This is a genomic window from Pseudomonas sp. B424, assembly GCF_055408345.1.
Genome location: NZ_JBUZTL010000019.1, coordinates 1 through 16,553, shown reverse-complemented (window position 1 = coordinate 16,553; position 16,553 = coordinate 1). Strand labels below are relative to the sequence as shown.

At 59.0% G+C, this 16,553-nt stretch carries 15 protein-coding genes; 7 read left to right on the top strand and 8 right to left on the bottom strand.

Annotated elements, in window-relative coordinates; translation table 11 throughout:
• Positions 1-14: 14 nt before the first annotated feature.
• From ispC to rpsB, 7 genes are all read right to left on the bottom strand, one after another.
• Entirely contained in the window at positions 15-1,202 is a 1,188-nt protein-coding gene (ispC, locus tag ACZRMS_RS19255; RefSeq protein WP_463996597.1) for a 1-deoxy-D-xylulose-5-phosphate reductoisomerase, read from the bottom strand.
• A complete protein-coding gene (locus tag ACZRMS_RS19250) occupies positions 1,199-2,005 on the bottom strand; it encodes a phosphatidate cytidylyltransferase (RefSeq protein ID WP_463996596.1) in 807 nt (268 codons plus the stop codon). The genes ispC and ACZRMS_RS19250 overlap by 4 nt, the downstream gene beginning before the upstream one ends.
• Positions 2,005-2,760 (bottom strand): polyprenyl diphosphate synthase, encoded by a 756-nt coding sequence (gene uppS, locus ACZRMS_RS19245; RefSeq protein WP_463996595.1) that lies wholly within the window; start codon positions 2,758-2,760, stop codon positions 2,005-2,007. Before uppS ends, ACZRMS_RS19250 begins: the two co-directional genes overlap by 1 nt.
• A gap of 15 nt (positions 2,761-2,775) precedes the next feature.
• A complete protein-coding gene (gene frr / locus ACZRMS_RS19240) occupies positions 2,776-3,333 on the bottom strand; it encodes a ribosome recycling factor (RefSeq protein WP_048359907.1) in 558 nt (185 codons plus the stop codon).
• Positions 3,330-4,073, bottom strand: coding sequence for a UMP kinase (gene pyrH / locus ACZRMS_RS19235; RefSeq protein ID WP_003440426.1), 744 nt, complete (start codon positions 4,071-4,073; stop codon positions 3,330-3,332). Before pyrH ends, frr begins: the two co-directional genes overlap by 4 nt.
• A gap of 207 nt (positions 4,074-4,280) precedes the next feature.
• Positions 4,281-5,150: a translation elongation factor Ts gene (gene tsf / locus ACZRMS_RS19230; RefSeq protein ID WP_048359908.1), complete on the bottom strand. Its 870-nt coding sequence runs from the start codon at positions 5,148-5,150 to the stop codon at positions 4,281-4,283.
• Between the two features lie 205 nt (positions 5,151-5,355).
• Positions 5,356-6,099 (bottom strand): 30S ribosomal protein S2, encoded by a 744-nt coding sequence (gene rpsB / locus ACZRMS_RS19225; RefSeq protein WP_016781981.1) that lies wholly within the window; start codon positions 6,097-6,099, stop codon positions 5,356-5,358.
• Positions 6,100-6,401: 302 nt separating this feature from the next.
• On the opposite strand from rpsB, the gene map reads away from it, so the two are divergent.
• The 3 genes from map to dapC are packed head-to-tail and all read left to right on the top strand — an operon-like array spanning position 6,402 to position 11,240.
• Positions 6,402-7,256, top strand: a complete 855-nt coding sequence (gene map, locus ACZRMS_RS19220; RefSeq protein WP_463996594.1) for a type I methionyl aminopeptidase — start codon at positions 6,402-6,404, stop codon at positions 7,254-7,256.
• Positions 7,257-7,311: 55 nt separating this feature from the next.
• The gene (locus tag ACZRMS_RS19215; RefSeq protein ID WP_463996593.1) at positions 7,312-10,014 is read left to right on the top strand and encodes a [protein-PII] uridylyltransferase; all 2,703 of its coding nucleotides are present in this window, start codon (positions 7,312-7,314) and stop codon (positions 10,012-10,014) included.
• A 26-nt stretch (positions 10,015-10,040) separates the two neighbouring features.
• Complete coding sequence (gene dapC / locus ACZRMS_RS19210) at positions 10,041-11,240, top strand: succinyldiaminopimelate transaminase (RefSeq protein WP_463996592.1); 1,200 nt, start codon at positions 10,041-10,043, stop codon at positions 11,238-11,240.
• A gap of 147 nt (positions 11,241-11,387) precedes the next feature.
• Here dapC and ACZRMS_RS19205 read toward each other — a convergent pair whose 3' ends face one another.
• Positions 11,388-13,034: a Na+/H+ antiporter gene (locus ACZRMS_RS19205; RefSeq protein ID WP_463996591.1), complete on the bottom strand. Its 1,647-nt coding sequence runs from the start codon at positions 13,032-13,034 to the stop codon at positions 11,388-11,390.
• Positions 13,035-13,318: 284 nt separating this feature from the next.
• Between ACZRMS_RS19205 and ACZRMS_RS19200 the strand changes: the two genes are divergently transcribed.
• Genes ACZRMS_RS19200 through ACZRMS_RS19185 form a run of 4 tightly spaced genes read left to right on the top strand, consistent with a single transcriptional unit; the run spans position 13,319 to position 16,362 of the window.
• Positions 13,319-13,627 (top strand): arsenate reductase, encoded by a 309-nt coding sequence (locus ACZRMS_RS19200; protein ID WP_241486132.1) that lies wholly within the window; start codon positions 13,319-13,321, stop codon positions 13,625-13,627.
• 35 nt (positions 13,628-13,662) lie between these two features.
• Positions 13,663-14,697 (top strand): 2,3,4,5-tetrahydropyridine-2,6-dicarboxylate N-succinyltransferase, encoded by a 1,035-nt coding sequence (gene dapD, locus ACZRMS_RS19195; RefSeq protein ID WP_463996590.1) that lies wholly within the window; start codon positions 13,663-13,665, stop codon positions 14,695-14,697.
• Positions 14,698-14,755: 58 nt separating this feature from the next.
• Complete coding sequence (locus tag ACZRMS_RS19190; protein ID WP_463996589.1) at positions 14,756-15,961, top strand: cysteine desulfurase; 1,206 nt, start codon at positions 14,756-14,758, stop codon at positions 15,959-15,961.
• On the top strand, positions 15,958-16,362 hold the full coding sequence (locus ACZRMS_RS19185; protein ID WP_463996588.1) for a SufE family protein: 405 nt from the start codon (positions 15,958-15,960) through the stop codon (positions 16,360-16,362). The genes ACZRMS_RS19190 and ACZRMS_RS19185 overlap by 4 nt, the downstream gene beginning before the upstream one ends.
• Positions 16,363-16,553 lie beyond the last annotated feature (191 nt).

The window sequence follows — 16,553 nt, the reverse complement described above, 5'->3', positions numbered from 1 at the left end:
GCAAGCACCACTTTTCAGCCGTTACGGCTCAACCACTGCTCAGCCAGCACTCGAGCCTTGCCATCAGCGGCAAATACCGCCTCCAGTTCGTCTACGGCGACCACAGGCTCGCTATTTAACACGTCTTGAATAATACGGGCGATCTGCGGATAGCGGATTCGTCCATCCAGAAAAGCTGCGACCGCAACCTCGTTCGCCGCATTGAGCATCGCTGGCGCGCTATTACCTGCCATGGCCGCCTCGCGAGCCAGACGCAAGCAAGGGAAACGTTGCTCGTCCGGGCGCTGAAAGTCCAGCCGCGCGACAGCAAACAGGTCCAGCGGCGCAACACCCGAGTCAATGCGCTCTGGCCAGGCCAGGGCATTGGCAATAGGGGTACGCATATCCGGATTGCCCAACTGGGCCAGCACCGAGCCATCCACATAATCGACCAGCGAATGGATCACGCTTTGCGGATGGATAACCACTTCAACCTGGTCCGGCCTGGCATCGAACAACCAGCAAGCCTCGATCAATTCAAGGCCCTTGTTCATCATGCTGGCCGAATCCACCGAAATCTTGCGCCCCATCGACCAGTTGGGATGGGCGCAGGCTTGATCCGGCGTAACGTGTTCAAGTTCGGCCAGGGGCGTTTCACGGAAAGGACCACCAGACGCTGTCAGAAGAATCCGACGAACACCCACAGCTCCCAGTCCGCGCGCGAAATCCTGTGGCAAACACTGGAAGATCGCATTGTGCTCACTGTCAATCGGCAGCAATACCGAGCCACTGCGACGCACGGCCTGCATGAACAGGTCGCCCGTCATCACCAGTGCTTCCTTGTTCGCCAACAAGATCTTCTTGCCGGCATTCACTGCCGCCAGCGTTGGACGAAGGCCCGCAGCGCCCACGATTGCCGCCATCACCGAGTCAACTTCAGGCGCGGAGGCTATCTGACACAAGCCCTCCTCACCCACCAGCACTTCGGTGTTGAGCCCTGCAGCGCGCAGGTCAGCCTGCAGCTGGCTGGCAGTGTGCTCATGAGGCACAACTACAACCTGCGGACGATGCTTGATGCACAAGGCCAGTAACTCGGCGATACGGCTATATCCACTCAGGCCGAAGACCTGGTACCGATCAGGGTGACGTGCAACAACATCCAGGGTACTCAGGCCAATGGAGCCCGTCGCACCCAGAACAGTAATCTGTTGTGGACGACTCATGAGGCCGCCATCCACAGCAATACAGCAAATACAGGGATCGCTGCCGTGAGGCTGTCGATGCGATCCAGAACGCCGCCATGGCCAGGCAGCAAGTTACTGCTGTCTTTGACTCCGGCCTGACGCTTGAACATGCTTTCTGTGAGGTCGCCTACCACCGAGATCAGTACGATCACGGCGGCGCCTGCCAGCGCGGCAAACATCTGGGAAGCGCTCCAGTCGCGCACAACACCCACCGCAGCCGTGATCAGCAAGCTCAGCAACAAGCCGCCAAAGACACCTTCCCAGCTTTTGCCCGGGCTGACTTTAGGGGCGAGCTTGCGCTTGCCAAACTTGCGACCGGAAAAGTAAGCGCCGATATCTGCGCCCCACACCAGAATCATCACCGCCATGATCAGCCAATTACCCAACGGCATGGCCTTGATCAACACCAGGCCTTGCCAGGCCGGTAACAGGATCAACAAGCCAATGACCAGCTTGGTCGCAATGCTCGACCAATGCACGGCCGACTGCGGGAAGGTCAGCACCAGAAAGGTTGCTGCTGCCCACCACAACACGGCCGCACCCAGCACCCACGGTGCCAGGTCAGGGAAAATATGCAGACCGAACAGCAACAAGGCCACTACAGCGGCAAATACAACCCGTGCAGATTGAGCCTCAAAGCCGGCAAGACGCGCCCACTCCCAGGCACCCAGGGTAACGACCACGCCAATAAACAGCGCAAAACCGCTGCCCTCGAGCAGAAAAAAACCGCACAAGGCAATTGGCAGCAAGATGAGTGCAGTGATGATTCGTTGTTTAAGCATTAAATCCGGGCTCCAGCCTCAACCTGCTCGCTCGTTTTACCGAAGCGGCGCTGGCGAGAAGCGAAATCAGCCAATGCATGACGCATGGCCTCGTGTTTGAAGTCCGGCCAGAACAGGTCGGAGAAGTACAACTCGGAGTAGGCCAGCTGCCACAGCAAGAAATTGCTGATGCGATGCTCGCCACCGGTGCGGATGCACAGGTCAGGCAATGGCAGATCACCTGTCACCAGGCAGGTCTGCAACAACCCGGGAGTGATGTCCTCAGGTTGCAGATGACCTGCCTGGACCTGACGCGCAAGCTGCTGCGCGGCTTGGGCAATGTCCCACTGACCGCCGTAATTGGCGGCAATCTGCAGCACAAAGCGGCCCTCGCCCACCGTCATTTCTTCCGCTTCACGCATCGCCTTTTGCAAGTCCGGGTGAAAGCGCGAGCGGTCGCCAATGATCCGCAGGCTGATGTCGTTTTCGTTGAGGCGCTTGGCCTCACGACGCAGTGCCCTGAAGAACAAATCCATCAAGGCACTGACTTCAGCTGCAGGGCGCTGCCAGTTTTCACTGGAAAACGCGAATAACGTAAGTACCTCGACCTTGGCCTGGGCACATACTTCAATTACCGCACGAACCGCATCCACACCCGCCTTATGCCCGGCAACACCCGGCATAAAGCGTTTTTTCGCCCAGCGATTATTACCGTCCATGATGATCGCGACATGTCGCGGAACAGATGACGGGTCAGCCTGCTTCGTCTTTTCCATAAAACGCCCTGACCCTTATACGGCCATCAGGTCCGCTTCTTTCTGCTTGGTTGCCACTTCGATATCAGCGACTGCCTTGTCGGTCAGTTTCTGGATATCGTCAGCAGCACGACGCTCTTCGTCTTCGCTGATTTCCTTTTCCTTGACCAGGTCTTTCAACTGGCTCAAGGCGTCGCGACGGATATTGCGCACGGCAATACGAGCGTCTTCAGCAGCATCACGAGCCTGTTTGGCGAAAACCTTACGGGTTTCTTCAGTCAGGGCCGGCATGGAGATCAGCAACAATTCGCCCAGGTTGGTCGGATTGAGGTTCAGGCCAGCGCTCTGGATGGCCTTGTCTACCGCGCCGAGCATGTTGCGTTCGAACGCAACAACTTGCAGGGTGCGGGAATCTTTAACGGTGATGTTTGCTACCTGGCTGATCGGAGTATCCGAGCCGTAGTAAGGCACCATCACGCTGCCCAGGATGCTTGGGTGAGCCTTGCCGGTACGAATCTGGCCAAATGCATGGGACAGAGAGTCCAGCGATTTCTGCATGCGCGTTTGTGCGTCTTTTTTGATTTCGTTGATCATTGTTGACCTTCCTCGATCAGAGTGCCTTCAGCGCCGCCATGGACAATATTGAGCAGGGCGCCGGGCTTGTTCATATTAAATACACGCAATGGCATTTTGTGGTCGCGGCACAGACAGATGGCTGTCAGGTCCATTACACCCAGCTTGCGATCCAGCACTTCATCGTAAGTCAGATGATCGAACTTCTCGGCATGCGGGTCTTTGAATGGGTCTGCGGTGTACACGCCGTCAACCTTGGTTGCCTTGAGCACTACATCGGCATCGATTTCGATGGCACGCAAACAGGCAGCCGAATCCGTCGTAAAGAAAGGATTACCGGTACCCGCAGCGAAAATCACTACATCCTTGGCGTTCAGGTGACGCATGGCCTTGCGACGATCGTAATGATCAGTCACGCCCACCATGGAAATAGCCGACATAACGATGGCGGAGATATTCGCACGTTCCAGCGCATCGCGCATGGCCAGGGCGTTCATCACGGTAGCCAGCATTCCCATATGGTCGCCAGTTACACGGTCCATGCCTGCGGCACTCAGTGCTGCACCACGGAACAGGTTGCCACCGCCAATTACCAATCCTACCTGAACACCGATACCGACCAGCTGGCCGACTTCCAGTGCCATGCGGTCGAGTACTTTGGGGTCGATCCCGAACTCTTCAGAGCCCATCAGGGCTTCGCCGCTTAGCTTGAGTAGAATGCGTTTATAGCGAGCTTGATAACCACTGCCCTGCTGAGCCATTGCGAATCTCTCCTGCCGCGTTTTATAGATAATCTGTGCGAGGTCATTTTTCAACCCGCGCTTGTTCTAACCTGGTGCTACACAGCAGCACCATCGGAACACGATTTTGCAAACCGGTTCCGCCGAGAAGGAAAAATCCCCTCCCATTTGAAAAGAGGCTGCGCGCGTGAGCGGGCAGCCTCTTCGGGTCGACAGTTTAAAACCGTCTTATTGCTTGCTTGCAGCCACTTGAGCAGCAACTTCGGCAGCGAAGTCGTCAACTGGCTTCTCGATGCCATCACCTACTTTGAAGTAAGTGAAGGAAACGATTTCAGCGCCGGCTTTCTTGGCCAGTTCGCCGACTTTGATTTCCGGGTTCTTAACGAACGCTTGCTCAACCAGGCTGGCTTCAGCCAGGAACTTGCTGATGCGACCGGCAACCATTTTTTCAACGATTTCTGCTGGCTTGCCTTTGATCTTGTCTTCGTTGAGGCTCATGAACACGGTTTTTTCGCGTTCGATAGCATCAGCGGAAACTTGCGATGGCAGCAGGAACTCTGGGTTGCTTGCAGCTACGTGCATGGCGATGTCACGAGCCAGCTCAGCGTTGCCGCCTTTCAGAGCAACTACAACACCGATTTTGTTGCCGTGCAGGTAAGCGTCAACAACGTCGCCTTCGATGCGCGCCAGGCGGCGAATGTTTACGTTTTCGCCTACTTTACCAACCAGAATCAGACGAGCTTCTTCTTGAGCGGCGATCAGCGGAGCTGCGTCGGTCAATTTGTCAGCAAAGGCTTTTTCAACGCTGGCAGCGACGAAGTTTTTGAAGTCTTCTTGCAGAGCCAGGAAGTCGGTTTGCGAGTTAACTTCAAGAATAACGGCAGACTTGTTGTCTTCCGCAACTTTAACTGCGATAGCGCCTTCAGCAGCAACGTTACCTGCTTTTTTGGCTGCCTTGATGGCGCCCGAAGCACGCATGTCATCAATGGCTTTTTCGATGTCGCCGCCAGCCTTGGTCAAGGCTTTCTTGCAATCCATCATGCCTTCGCCAGTACGCTCACGCAGTTCTTTAACCAACGCTGCAGTAATCTCTGCCATTTCAAAATTCCTCTTGGATAGGTTTTCAACCATTCCACCCGACCGAACGGGCGTTCAATTCGTGTGAAGCATGCCTCGAAGCAACCTGTTAGACGCGATCTAATACAGCAACAGCAAGGACACTTCCAACAGATGGATCTCGAGGTGGCAAAAAGGGGGCCAAGCCCCCTTTTTGCGTACTGAGTAAACGCTAGGCGTTAATTACTCAGCCTTCAACTACCGCTGCAGCTGGAGCTTCTTCGACGAAAACGTCGGTGCCGCCAGCAACGTGGTTACGGCCTTTGATCACAGCATCAGCCATCGCACCCATGTACAGCTGGATAGCGCGGATTGCGTCATCGTTACCCGGGATGATGTAGTCAACACCTTCTGGGCTGCTGTTGGTGTCGACAACGCCGATTACCGGGATGCCCAACTTGTTAGCTTCGGTGATCGCGATACGCTCGTGGTCAACGTCGATAACGAACAGTGCGTCTGGCAGACCGCCCATGTCCTTGATACCACCCAGGCTACGATCCAGCTTCTGCAGATCGCGAGTGCGCATCAGCGCCTCTTTCTTGGTCAGCTTGGCGAAAGTACCGTCTTCTGCCTGGATTTCAAGGTCACGCAGACGCTTGATCGAAGCACGAATGGTTTTGAAGTTGGTGAGCATGCCGCCCAACCAGCGGTGATCCACGTACGGCGAACCGCAACGTGCTGCTTCTTCAGCAACGATCTTGCCAGCGGAACGCTTGGTGCCGACGAACAGAATCTTGTTTTTGCCCTGGGCCAGACGCTCTACGAAAGTCAGAGCTTCGTTGAACATTGGCAGGGTTTTTTCAAGGTTGATGATGTGGATCTTGTTACGCGCGCCAAAGATGTATTTACCCATCTTCGGGTTCCAGTAACGGGTTTGGTGACCGAAGTGCACACCGGCCTTCAGCATATCGCGCATGTTGACTTGGGACATGATAGTTCCTTAATAAGTCGGGTTAGGCCTCCACGTATCCCAACGACCAACCAGCAGCTTCAAGCTGAAGGCACCCAGGTCATCGTGTCGACACGTGTGTGGGTTTGTGCTCTGCGGGCTATACCCGCAAAGCGGCGCATTTTATACCACAAGATGGTCAAAAAACGAAGTGCGGATTCTGACTTTATTCCAGACGCTTTTGCGCACGCCTTGGAATAGGCCCAGAATGCCCCATTCTATTAAGAGAAGCGATGGCGAGAGGCTCATGATTAACGCCGACCGTCTGTTAGAATCGCGTTTTTATGACGGTGTGCAGCTATACACAGCACACCCGCAATCCTGATGATGAGCGCCAACGCGCGAAGAGAGCCCGAATGACCGTCACCCTCAAAACCCCCGAGGACATCGCAAAAATGCGTATCGCCGGCAAACTGGCCGCCGAAGTCCTGGAAATGATTGCCGAGCACGTCAAGCCCGGCGTTACCACCGAAGAGCTGGACCGCATCTGCCACGACTATATAGTCAACGTGCAGCAGGCCATCCCTGCTCCGCTCAACTATAAAGGCTTCCCGAAGTCCATCTGCACGTCGATCAACCATGTGGTGTGCCACGGCATCCCTGGCGACAAGGCCCTGAAAGACGGTGACACCCTGAACATCGACGTCACGGTGATCAAGGATGGCTACCACGGAGACACCAGCCGCATGTTCCACGTCGGTAAAGTACCGGTTTGGGCCGAGCGCCTGTCGCAAGTGACCCAGGAATGCATGTACAAGGCCATCGAGATCGTCAAACCGGGCTGCCGCCTGGGCGATATCGGCGAAGTGATCCAGAAGCACGCTGAAAAGAACGGCTTCTCGGTGGTACGCGAGTTCTGCGGCCACGGCATCGGCAAGGTGTTCCACGAAGAGCCGCAAATCCTGCACTACGGCCGCGCAGGCACCGGCATGGAACTCAAGGCCGGCATGACCTTCACCATCGAGCCGATGATCAACCAGGGCAAAGCCGACACCAAGGTGCTGGGCGATGGCTGGACCGCAATCACCAAGGACCGCAAGCTGTCTGCACAGTGGGAACACACCCTGCTGGTGACCGACACCGGTTACGAGATTTTCACCCTGCGTAGCGATGACACCATCCCGCGCGTCTCGGCCTGATACTTGCCTGCTGTCACCGTTTAAATAGTAAAACCCACGAAAGGAATGCCAATCGATGCCGCAGGTGGATCCAGAACTTTTTGACCGCGGCCAGTTCCAGGCCGAGCTGGCATTAAAGGCAAGCCCCATTGCCGCATTCAAAAAGGCGATCCGCCAGGCACGAGAGGTGCTCGACGAACGCTTCAAAAAAGGGCGCGATATTCGCCGTCTGATCGAAGACCGTGCATGGTTCGTCGATAACATCCTGCAACAGGCGTGGGATCAGTTCAGCTGGAGCGACCAGGCCGACATCGCCCTGGTCGCCGTCGGCGGCTATGGCCGTGGCGAACTGCACCCCTACTCCGACATCGATCTGTTGATCCTGCTGGACAACGCTGATCACGAAATTTTCCGCGACTCCATCGAACGCTTTCTGACGCTACTCTGGGACATTGGCCTGGAAGTCGGCCAGAGCGTGCGCTCGGTGGATGAGTGCGCCGAACAAGCCCGTGCCGACCTGACCATCATCACCAACCTGATGGAAAGCCGCACCGTGGCGGGCCCCGAACATTTGCGCCAACGCATGCTGGATGTCACCAGCACCGCACATATGTGGCCCAGCAAGGACTTTTTTCTGGCCAAGCGCGCCGAGCAAAAAGCCCGTCACCACAAGTACAACGACACCGAATACAACCTGGAACCCAACGTCAAAGGCTCCCCTGGCGGCCTGCGCGATATCCAGACCATTTTGTGGGTAGCCCGTCGCCAGTACGGCACCCTGAACCTGCGCGCCCTGGCCGGCGAAGGCTTCCTGGTCGAGAGCGAACACGCCCTGCTTGCGTCTTCCCAAGAGTTTCTGTGGAAGGTGCGCTATGCCCTGCACATGCTCGCAGGCCGCTCCGAAGACCGCCTGCTGTTCGATCATCAGCGCAGCATCGCCGAACTGCTTGGCTTTACCGGCGAAGATGCCAAGCAGACCATCGAAAACTTCATGCAGCAGTACTACCGGGTGGTCATGAGCATTGCCCAGCTCAGCGACCTGATCATCCAGCACTTCGAAGAGGTGATCCTCGCCCCCGAAGACGAAGCGCCGCCAACGCCGCTGAACTCGCGCTTCCAGCTGCACGATGGTTACATCGAAGCCACCAGCGACTACGTGTTCAAGCGCACGCCGTTTGCCATGCTCGAAATTTTCCTGCTGATGGCCCAACACCCCGAAATCAAGGGCGTGCGGGCCGACACGATTCGCCTTTTACGCGAACACCGCTACCTGATCGACGACGATTTCCGTAAAGACATCCGCAACACCAGCCTGTTTATCGAGCTGTTCAAGTGCAAGATCGGCATCCACCGCAACCTGCGCCGGATGAACCGCTACGGCATCCTGGGGCGCTACCTGCCCGAATTCGGTTTTATCGTCGGGCAAATGCAGCACGACCTGTTCCACATTTATACGGTCGACGCCCACACCCTGAATCTGATCAAACACCTGCGCAAGTTGCAGTACACCCAGGTGTCCGAGAAATTCCCGCTGGCCAGCAAGTTGATGGCCAAGCTGCCCAAGCCTGAACTGATCTACCTGGCCGGGCTTTACCACGACATCGGCAAGGGCCGTCACGGCGATCACTCCGAGATTGGCGCCGTGGATGCCGAGGCGTTCTGCATTCGCCACCAGTTGCCGCTCTGGGACACGCGCCTGATCGTCTGGCTGGTGCAAAACCACCTCGTGATGTCGACCACCGCCCAGCGCAAGGACCTCTCGGACCCGCAGGTCATCCACGACTTTGCCCAGATCGTGGTCGATGAAACCCACCTCGACTACCTCTACGTATTGACCGTCGCCGATATCAACGCCACCAACCCGACGCTGTGGAACTCCTGGCGCGCCAGCCTGTTGCGCCAGCTCTACACCGAAACCAAGCGCGCCTTGCGCCGCGGCCTGGAAAACCCGGTGGACCGTGAAGAACAGATCCGCCAGACCCAAAGCGCTGCGCTGGACATTCTGGTGCGCGGCGGCACCGACCAGGATGATGTCGAGCAGCTCTGGTCACAGCTGGGCGATGACTACTTCCTGCGCCATAGCTCGGCCGACGTTGCCCTGCACACCGAGGCCATCCTGCAACAGCCCGCCGATGGCGGTCCGCTGGTGCTGATCAAAGAAACGACCCAGCGCGAGTTCGAAGGTGGCACGCAGATCTTCATCTATGCACCCGACCAGCATGACTTCTTCGCCGTGACCGTGGCGGCCATGGACCAGCTCAATCTGAACATCCATGACGCACGCATCATCACCTCCAGCAGCCAGTTCACCCTCGACACCTATATCGTGCTCGACAACGACGGCGACTCGATCGGCAACAACCCGGTGCGCATTGAAAAAATCCGCAAAGGCCTGACCGAAGCCCTGCGCAACCCGGATGACTACCCGACCATCATCCAGCGTCGGGTGCCGCGCCAGCTCAAGCACTTTGCCTTCGCGCCACAGGTGACGATCCACAACGACGCCCAGCGCCCGGTCACCGTACTGGAACTCAGCGCCCCTGACCGCCCGGGGCTGCTGGCGCGGATCGGGATGATCTTCCTGGAGTTCGACCTGTCGTTGCAAAACGCCAAGATCGCCACTCTGGGCGAACGTGTCGAAGACGTCTTCTTCATAACCGACGCAAACAACCAGCCGTTGTCCGACCCGCAACTGTGCATGCGCTTGCAGGAAGCCATCGTCGAGCAATTGACGGTCAATCAGGACTCAACCCCAGAACCGTGGCGCCTGAGCATTTAACCGCCGCCGAGTGAGACCCGCACCCCATGAACAACGCTCTGAATCAGTTACAGCCTTATCCGTTCGAAAAACTGCGCGCCCTGCTTGGCGCCGTGCAGCCCAACGCGGACAAACGCCCGATTGCACTGTCGATTGGTGAACCCAAACACCGCTCGCCAGACTTCGTGGCCAAGGCGCTGGCTGACAACCTCGACCAGATGGCGGTCTACCCGACCACCCTGGGTATCCCGGCGCTGCGCGAAGCCATCGCCGCCTGGGCCGAGCGCCGCTTTGACGTGCCAAAAGGCTGGCTCGACCCGGCGCGCAACATCCTGCCGGTCAACGGCACCCGTGAAGCCCTGTTCGCCTTCACCCAGACCGTGGTCAATCGTGGCGACGACGCGCTAGTGATCAGCCCGAACCCGTTCTACCAGATCTACGAAGGTGCAGCTTTCCTCGCAGATGCCCAGCCGCACTACCTGCCATGCCTGGCCGAACATGGTTTCAACCCGGATTTCGACGCTGTATCAGCCGAGACCTGGCAGCGCTGCCAGATCCTGTTCCTGTGCTCACCGGGCAACCCGACCGGCGCCCTGATCCCGCTTGAAACCCTGAAAAAGCTGATCGCCCTGGCCGACGAACACGACTTCGTGATCGCCGCAGACGAGTGCTACAGCGAGCTGTACTTCGATGAAAATACGCCGCCGGTGGGCCTGCTCAGCGCTTGCGTGGCGCTGGGCCGTGAAGACTTCAAGCGTTGCGTGGTGTTCCACAGCCTGTCCAAGCGTTCCAACCTGCCGGGCCTGCGCTCGGGTTTTGTGGCCGGCGATGCCGAGATCCTCAAGGCATTTTTGCTGTACCGCACCTACCACGGTTGCGCCATGCCGGTGCAAACCCAGCTGGCCAGCATTGCCGCCTGGAACGACGAAGCCCACGTGCGTACCAACCGCGACCTGTATCGCGAGAAGTTCGATGCGGTGCTGGCAATTCTGGCTCCGGCATTGGACGTACAGCGCCCGGACGGCGGGTTTTACCTGTGGCCCAAGGTTGAAGGCGACGACGCCGGATTCTGCCGTGACCTGTTCGCCGAAGAACACGTCACCGTGGTACCGGGCTCTTACCTGTCCCGCGAAGTCGACGGTTTCAACCCTGGAGCAGGCCGCGTGCGCATGGCACTGGTCGCGCCACTGGCTGAATGCGTAGAGGCCGCCGAGCGGATCCGCGATTTCATCCTGCGCCGCCGCTAAACCCTCCCCATACCTGTGGGCGCGGGCTTGCTCGCGATAGCATCACTGCGGTCTGCCTGACAGACCGCAGTGCCTGCAGCGCAGGCAAGCCAGCTCCCACAAGTACTGCGGCGCCCACAAAATATGATCCTTGCAGGAGCCAACTCCTTACTTCACCGCCCCCAGATTCGCTTCGCTCATGTCCAGATCCTTCAGGATTTCCCTGAGTGCGTCATCGCCAATCTCGTGATGCCGACGCAAGCTGTACAACTCCAGACGCTGCGCCCGCAGCGCCTTGAGACGCAGACGGCTCTCCAGCAGGTCCATCTGTGACGCCAGCGCCTGGGCCTCCGCCGAGTCATTGAACACTTCCAGCTGATGCCGGTACTCGGACATGAGCCGCGCCTTCAATTCAGCCGCCAGCGCCGCCTGGGCCGCGTCCGTCGGGCTCAGGGGGGCAACCACCTCTTCAGTCTCCAGCGCATGGATCGCCGCTTCGGCCGTACGGCGCCAGGCCTCGCGCACTTCTTTGCGCAAGTCGTCGTCCGGGCTCTTCGGAATACCGCGCAGCAAAATCGGCAAGGCAATACAGGCAGACACCAGCGACAGCAAAATCACCCCCGCAGCGATAAAAATCAGCAGCTCGCGCTCGGGAAAGTCCAGGCCTTCGCTGATCAACAACGGTACCGACATGACACCCGCCAGCGTCACGGCCCCGCGCACACCCCCCACGGTCAGCAGCCAGCAAGAACGCGCCGTCGGCACCATTGTCAGCTCGCCCTTGCCACGCCAGCGGCGCAACAGGCCCGACAAGCGCCAGATGCTCTGCACCCAGATAAAACGCAGCGCCAGCAACACCAGAAAGATCGCGATCACATCCAGACAGCGGTACATCAAGGCGGGCCACAGCGTGGTTTCAAGGTGGACCACAGCCTTGACGATGTCGGGCAGCTGCAAGCCCAGCAACAAGAAGATCAGACCGTTAAACGTAAACTCCAGCAGCGACCACACACTGCGATTAAGCAAGCGGGTGCTGGTCTGACGTGGCAACAAGTCCAGCCAGCTCTGCATCATGCCCGCGGCAACGGCCGACAAAATACCCGAAACGCCCAGGCGCTCGGCCAGCACATAGGCCGCAAACGGCAGCAGCAACATGAACACCACGTGGGTGGCCGGGTCATCCCAGCCACGGGCGATCATCCATGAACGGAACCGCCCCACCAGCCAGCTCAACGCCACACCGGTTGCCAGCCCGCCGCAAGCCACCAGGACAAAAGCCATGCTGGCGTTGGCCAGGGAGAACACCCCGGTAATGGCCGCAGCCAGAGCGAACTTGAACGTCACCAGGCCCGTGGCATCATTCATCAACGCTTCGCCCTGCAACATGTGCATCAAAGGCGCCGGCAAACGGTTCTGCGCAATGGCCGACACCGCCACCGCATCGGTTGGCGACAGCACGGCCGCCAGAGCGAACGCCACCGGCAAAGGAATGGTCGGCAACAGCCAGTGGATGAAATAGCCGGCACCCACCACCGTAAAGAGCACCAGGCCGACTGCCAGCGTCAGAATCGGCCCCCGCAGTCGCCAAAACTCGCGCTTGGGCATGCGCCAGCCGTCCGAGAACAACAACGGCGGCAAGAACAGAAACAGAAACAGCTCCGGGTTCAACGCCACATGCAGCCCCAGCGTCGGCCAGGCCAGCACCGCGCCGGCAGCAATTTGTACCAGCGGCAAAGGCAAGGGAATCAAACGCCCCAATAGACGCGAGACACCCACCAGCGTCAGCAGGATGAGGACGGTATAGGCGGTTTGCATATCGACAGGGTTCCCAAACAATCAGCTTCTAAAAGACACAGCTAGCAACATTTTCGCATTGCAGGTCATAGTAGCCCCTGTCGACAAATCTGGAGCCTGAACATAAGTCGCAGTGCGACGACATGTCACAAGAGCGTGAGATGCTCAAGCCATCCACGCCCAAGCACGCGACCCATGGCATAATCCGCGACCGCTCATTTCCACGCATCTCCAAAGGAGGGGCAATTTCCGTGACCGATTCAAGCAAGACATTGCACCTTTTCGGCATCAAAGCCTGCGACACCATGAAAAAGGCTCGCACCTGGCTGGATGAACATGCACTGCGCTACGATTTCCACGATTACAAAACCAGCGGCATTGACCGTGAACACCTGACCCGGTGGTGCAACGAGCACGGCTGGCAAGTAGTGCTCAACCGCGCCGGTACAACCTTTCGCAAGCTCGACGACGAACGCAAAGCCGATCTCGACCAAGCCAAAGCCATTGAACTGATGCTCGCCCAACCCTCGATGATCAAGCGCCCGGTGCTCGATCTCGGTGACAAAACCCTGATTGGCTTCAAGCCAGATTTTTATGCGGCGGCCCTTCTTTAATCGACCGCCCATTTATTTTTGTAAGAGGTAATTGCATGTCTACTACCCTGTTCAGCGCAGCCTTCGGCGTCGGCACCCAAAACCGTCAAGGCGCATGGCTGGAAGTGTTCTACGCACAACCCCTGATCAACCCGTCAGCCGAGCTGATTGCCGCCGTCGCGCCAATCCTGGGCTACACCGGTGGCAACCAGGCAATCACCTTTACCACCGCGCAAGCCGCACAGATGGCTGAAGCCGTCAAACCGGTAGACGCTGCTCAAGCTGCCCTGCTGACCCGCCTGGCCGAAAGCCACAAGCCGCTGGTCGCCACCCTGCTGGCCGAAGACGCCACGCTGACCACCACGCCTGAGGCCTACCTCAAGCTGCACCTGCTGTCCCATCGCCTGGTCAAGCCCCACGGCCTGAACCTGGCCGGTGTGTTCCCGTTGCTGCCTAACGTGGCATGGACCAGCCAGGGCGCCATCGACCTGGGCGAACTGGCCGAGCGTCAACTCGAAGCACGCCTGCGTGGCGAGCTGCTGGAAGTGTTCTCGGTGGACAAGTTCCCGAAAATGACCGACTACGTGGTACCGGCTGGCGTGCGTATCGCTGACGCGGCACGTATCCGTCTGGGCGCTTATGTCGGCGAAGGCACCACCGTCATGCACGAAGGTTTCGTCAACTTCAACGCCGGCACCGAAGGCCCGGGCATGATCGAAGGCCGTGTATCGGCAGGCGTATTCGTCGGCAAGGGTTCGGACCTGGGCGGCGGTTGCTCGACCATGGGCACCCTCTCGGGTGGCGGCAACATCGTGATCAAGGTCGGCGAAGGCTGCCTGATCGGCGCCAATGCCGGTATCGGCATCCCGTTGGGCGACCGCAACACCGTGGAATCCGGCCTGTACCTGACGGCTGGCACCAAAGTGGCGCTGCTGGACGAAAACAACCAGTTGGTCAAAGTACTCAAAGCCCGCGACCTGGCGGGTCAGCCAGACCTGTTGTTCCGTCGCAACTCGCAAACCGGCGCTGTGGAATGCAAAACCCACAAGTCGGCCATCGAGCTGAACGAAGCACTGCACGCTCACAACTAAGCGTCTGTCTGCCACTGACGGGGCCAGTTTCTGGCCCCGTCAACAGAGCCTGAACACCATGCTTTTGCTTTCTCCCTGGCGCGCTGACTTCCCAGCCATCGCCGCCTTGCAACGTCAGGACCAGACCTACCTGGACAACGCTGCAACCACGCAAAAACCCCAAGCCCTGCTCGACGCACTGACGCATTACTACGCCAATGGCGCAGCCAATGTGCACCGGGCCCAACATTTGCCGGGCGCCCACGCGACCCAGGCGTTTGAAAACACCCGCCACAAGGTCACGCAATGGCTCAATGCCGGCGACTGCGGGCAAATTGTTTTCACCCACGGCGCCACTTCGGCGCTGAACCTGCTGGCCTACGGGCTGGAACACCTGTTCAACCCGGGCGACGAGATCGTTATCAGCGCCCTGGAACACCATGCCAACTTGCTGCCGTGGCAACAGCTGGCCCAGCGCCGGGGCCTGACCCTGGTGGTGCTGCCACTGGACGCCGATGGCGTGATCGACCTTGACGCTGCCGCTCGCCTGATCACACCGCGCACCCGCCTGCTGGCCGTCAGCCAACTGTCCAACGTACTCGGCGTGTGGCAACCCCTGCCCGCGCTGCTGGCACTGGCCAAGGCACAAAGCGCGCTGACGGTGGTTGATGGCGCACAAGGCATCGTCCACGGCCGGCATGACGTGCAAGCGCTTGGCTGCGACTTCTATGTATTTTCCAGCCACAAACTCTACGGCCCGGACGGGCTGGGCGTGCTGTTCGGGCGCCACGAAGCGCTGGCCCGCCTGCAGCACTGGCAGTTTGGCGGCGAGATGGTGCAAGACGCCGACTATCAGCACGCGACCTTTCGTCCGGCACCGCTGGGCTTTGAAGCCGGCACGCCGCCGATTGCCAGCGTGATCGGGCTGGGCGCAACGCTTAACTACCTGGCCAATCTCGACCAGGCCGCCGTTGAGGCCCACGAAGCGGCACTGCATGCACTTCTGGTCGACGGCCTGACGCAGCGCCAGGGCATTCGCCTGCTGGGGGCGCCACAATTGGCGCTGGTCAGCTTTGTGGTCGATGGCGTGCACAACGCCGATCTGGCGCACCTGCTCACCGAGCAGGGGATTGCCGTACGTGCCGGGCATCACTGCGCCATGCCACTGCTCAAAAGCTTTGGGCTGGCCGGGGCCATACGTGTCTCGCTGGCGCTGTACAACGACTCGGAAGACCTGGAGCGTTTCTTTGTCGCCCTCGACCAGGCGCTGGAGCTGCTGCAATGACCTTGCCCGCGGACGCCCAACTTGCTCTCGACAGCTTCGGGCACTGCACCGGCTGGGAACAGCGTGCACGCTTGCTGATGCAGTGGGGCCAACGCTTGCCCGAGCTGAGCGAAGCCGACAAGACCGAGACCCATCGCGTGCATGGCTGTGAAAGCCAGGTGTGGCTGGTGGGCGAGCGGGTCGATGGCAGCTGGCAATTTGCTGCCAGCAGCGATGCGCGGCTGATTCGAGGGCTGGTGGCGTTGTTGCTGGTCCGGGTCAATGGCTTGAGTACGGAGCAACTGCAACAGGTCGATTTGCCTGAGTGGTTCAATCAGCTGGGCCTGAGCCGCCAGCTGTCACCGTCGCGCAGCAATGGCTTGAACGCCGTACTGGTGCGGATGCGGGAACTGGCAGGCTAGCCATTGCCGCCCTCTGTGGGAGCGGGTTTGCTCGCGATGCGGGCGATTCGATTCATCTGAAAAACCGCGCCGACACTATCGCGAGCAAGCCAGCTCCCACAGGTCAGGTCCGAGGCGAGCCTTATTCCTGTGGGGCAGGCTTCACCCGCTCCGAAGGCCGCCTCACCCCTGCCACGATCTTGTCCACCGCC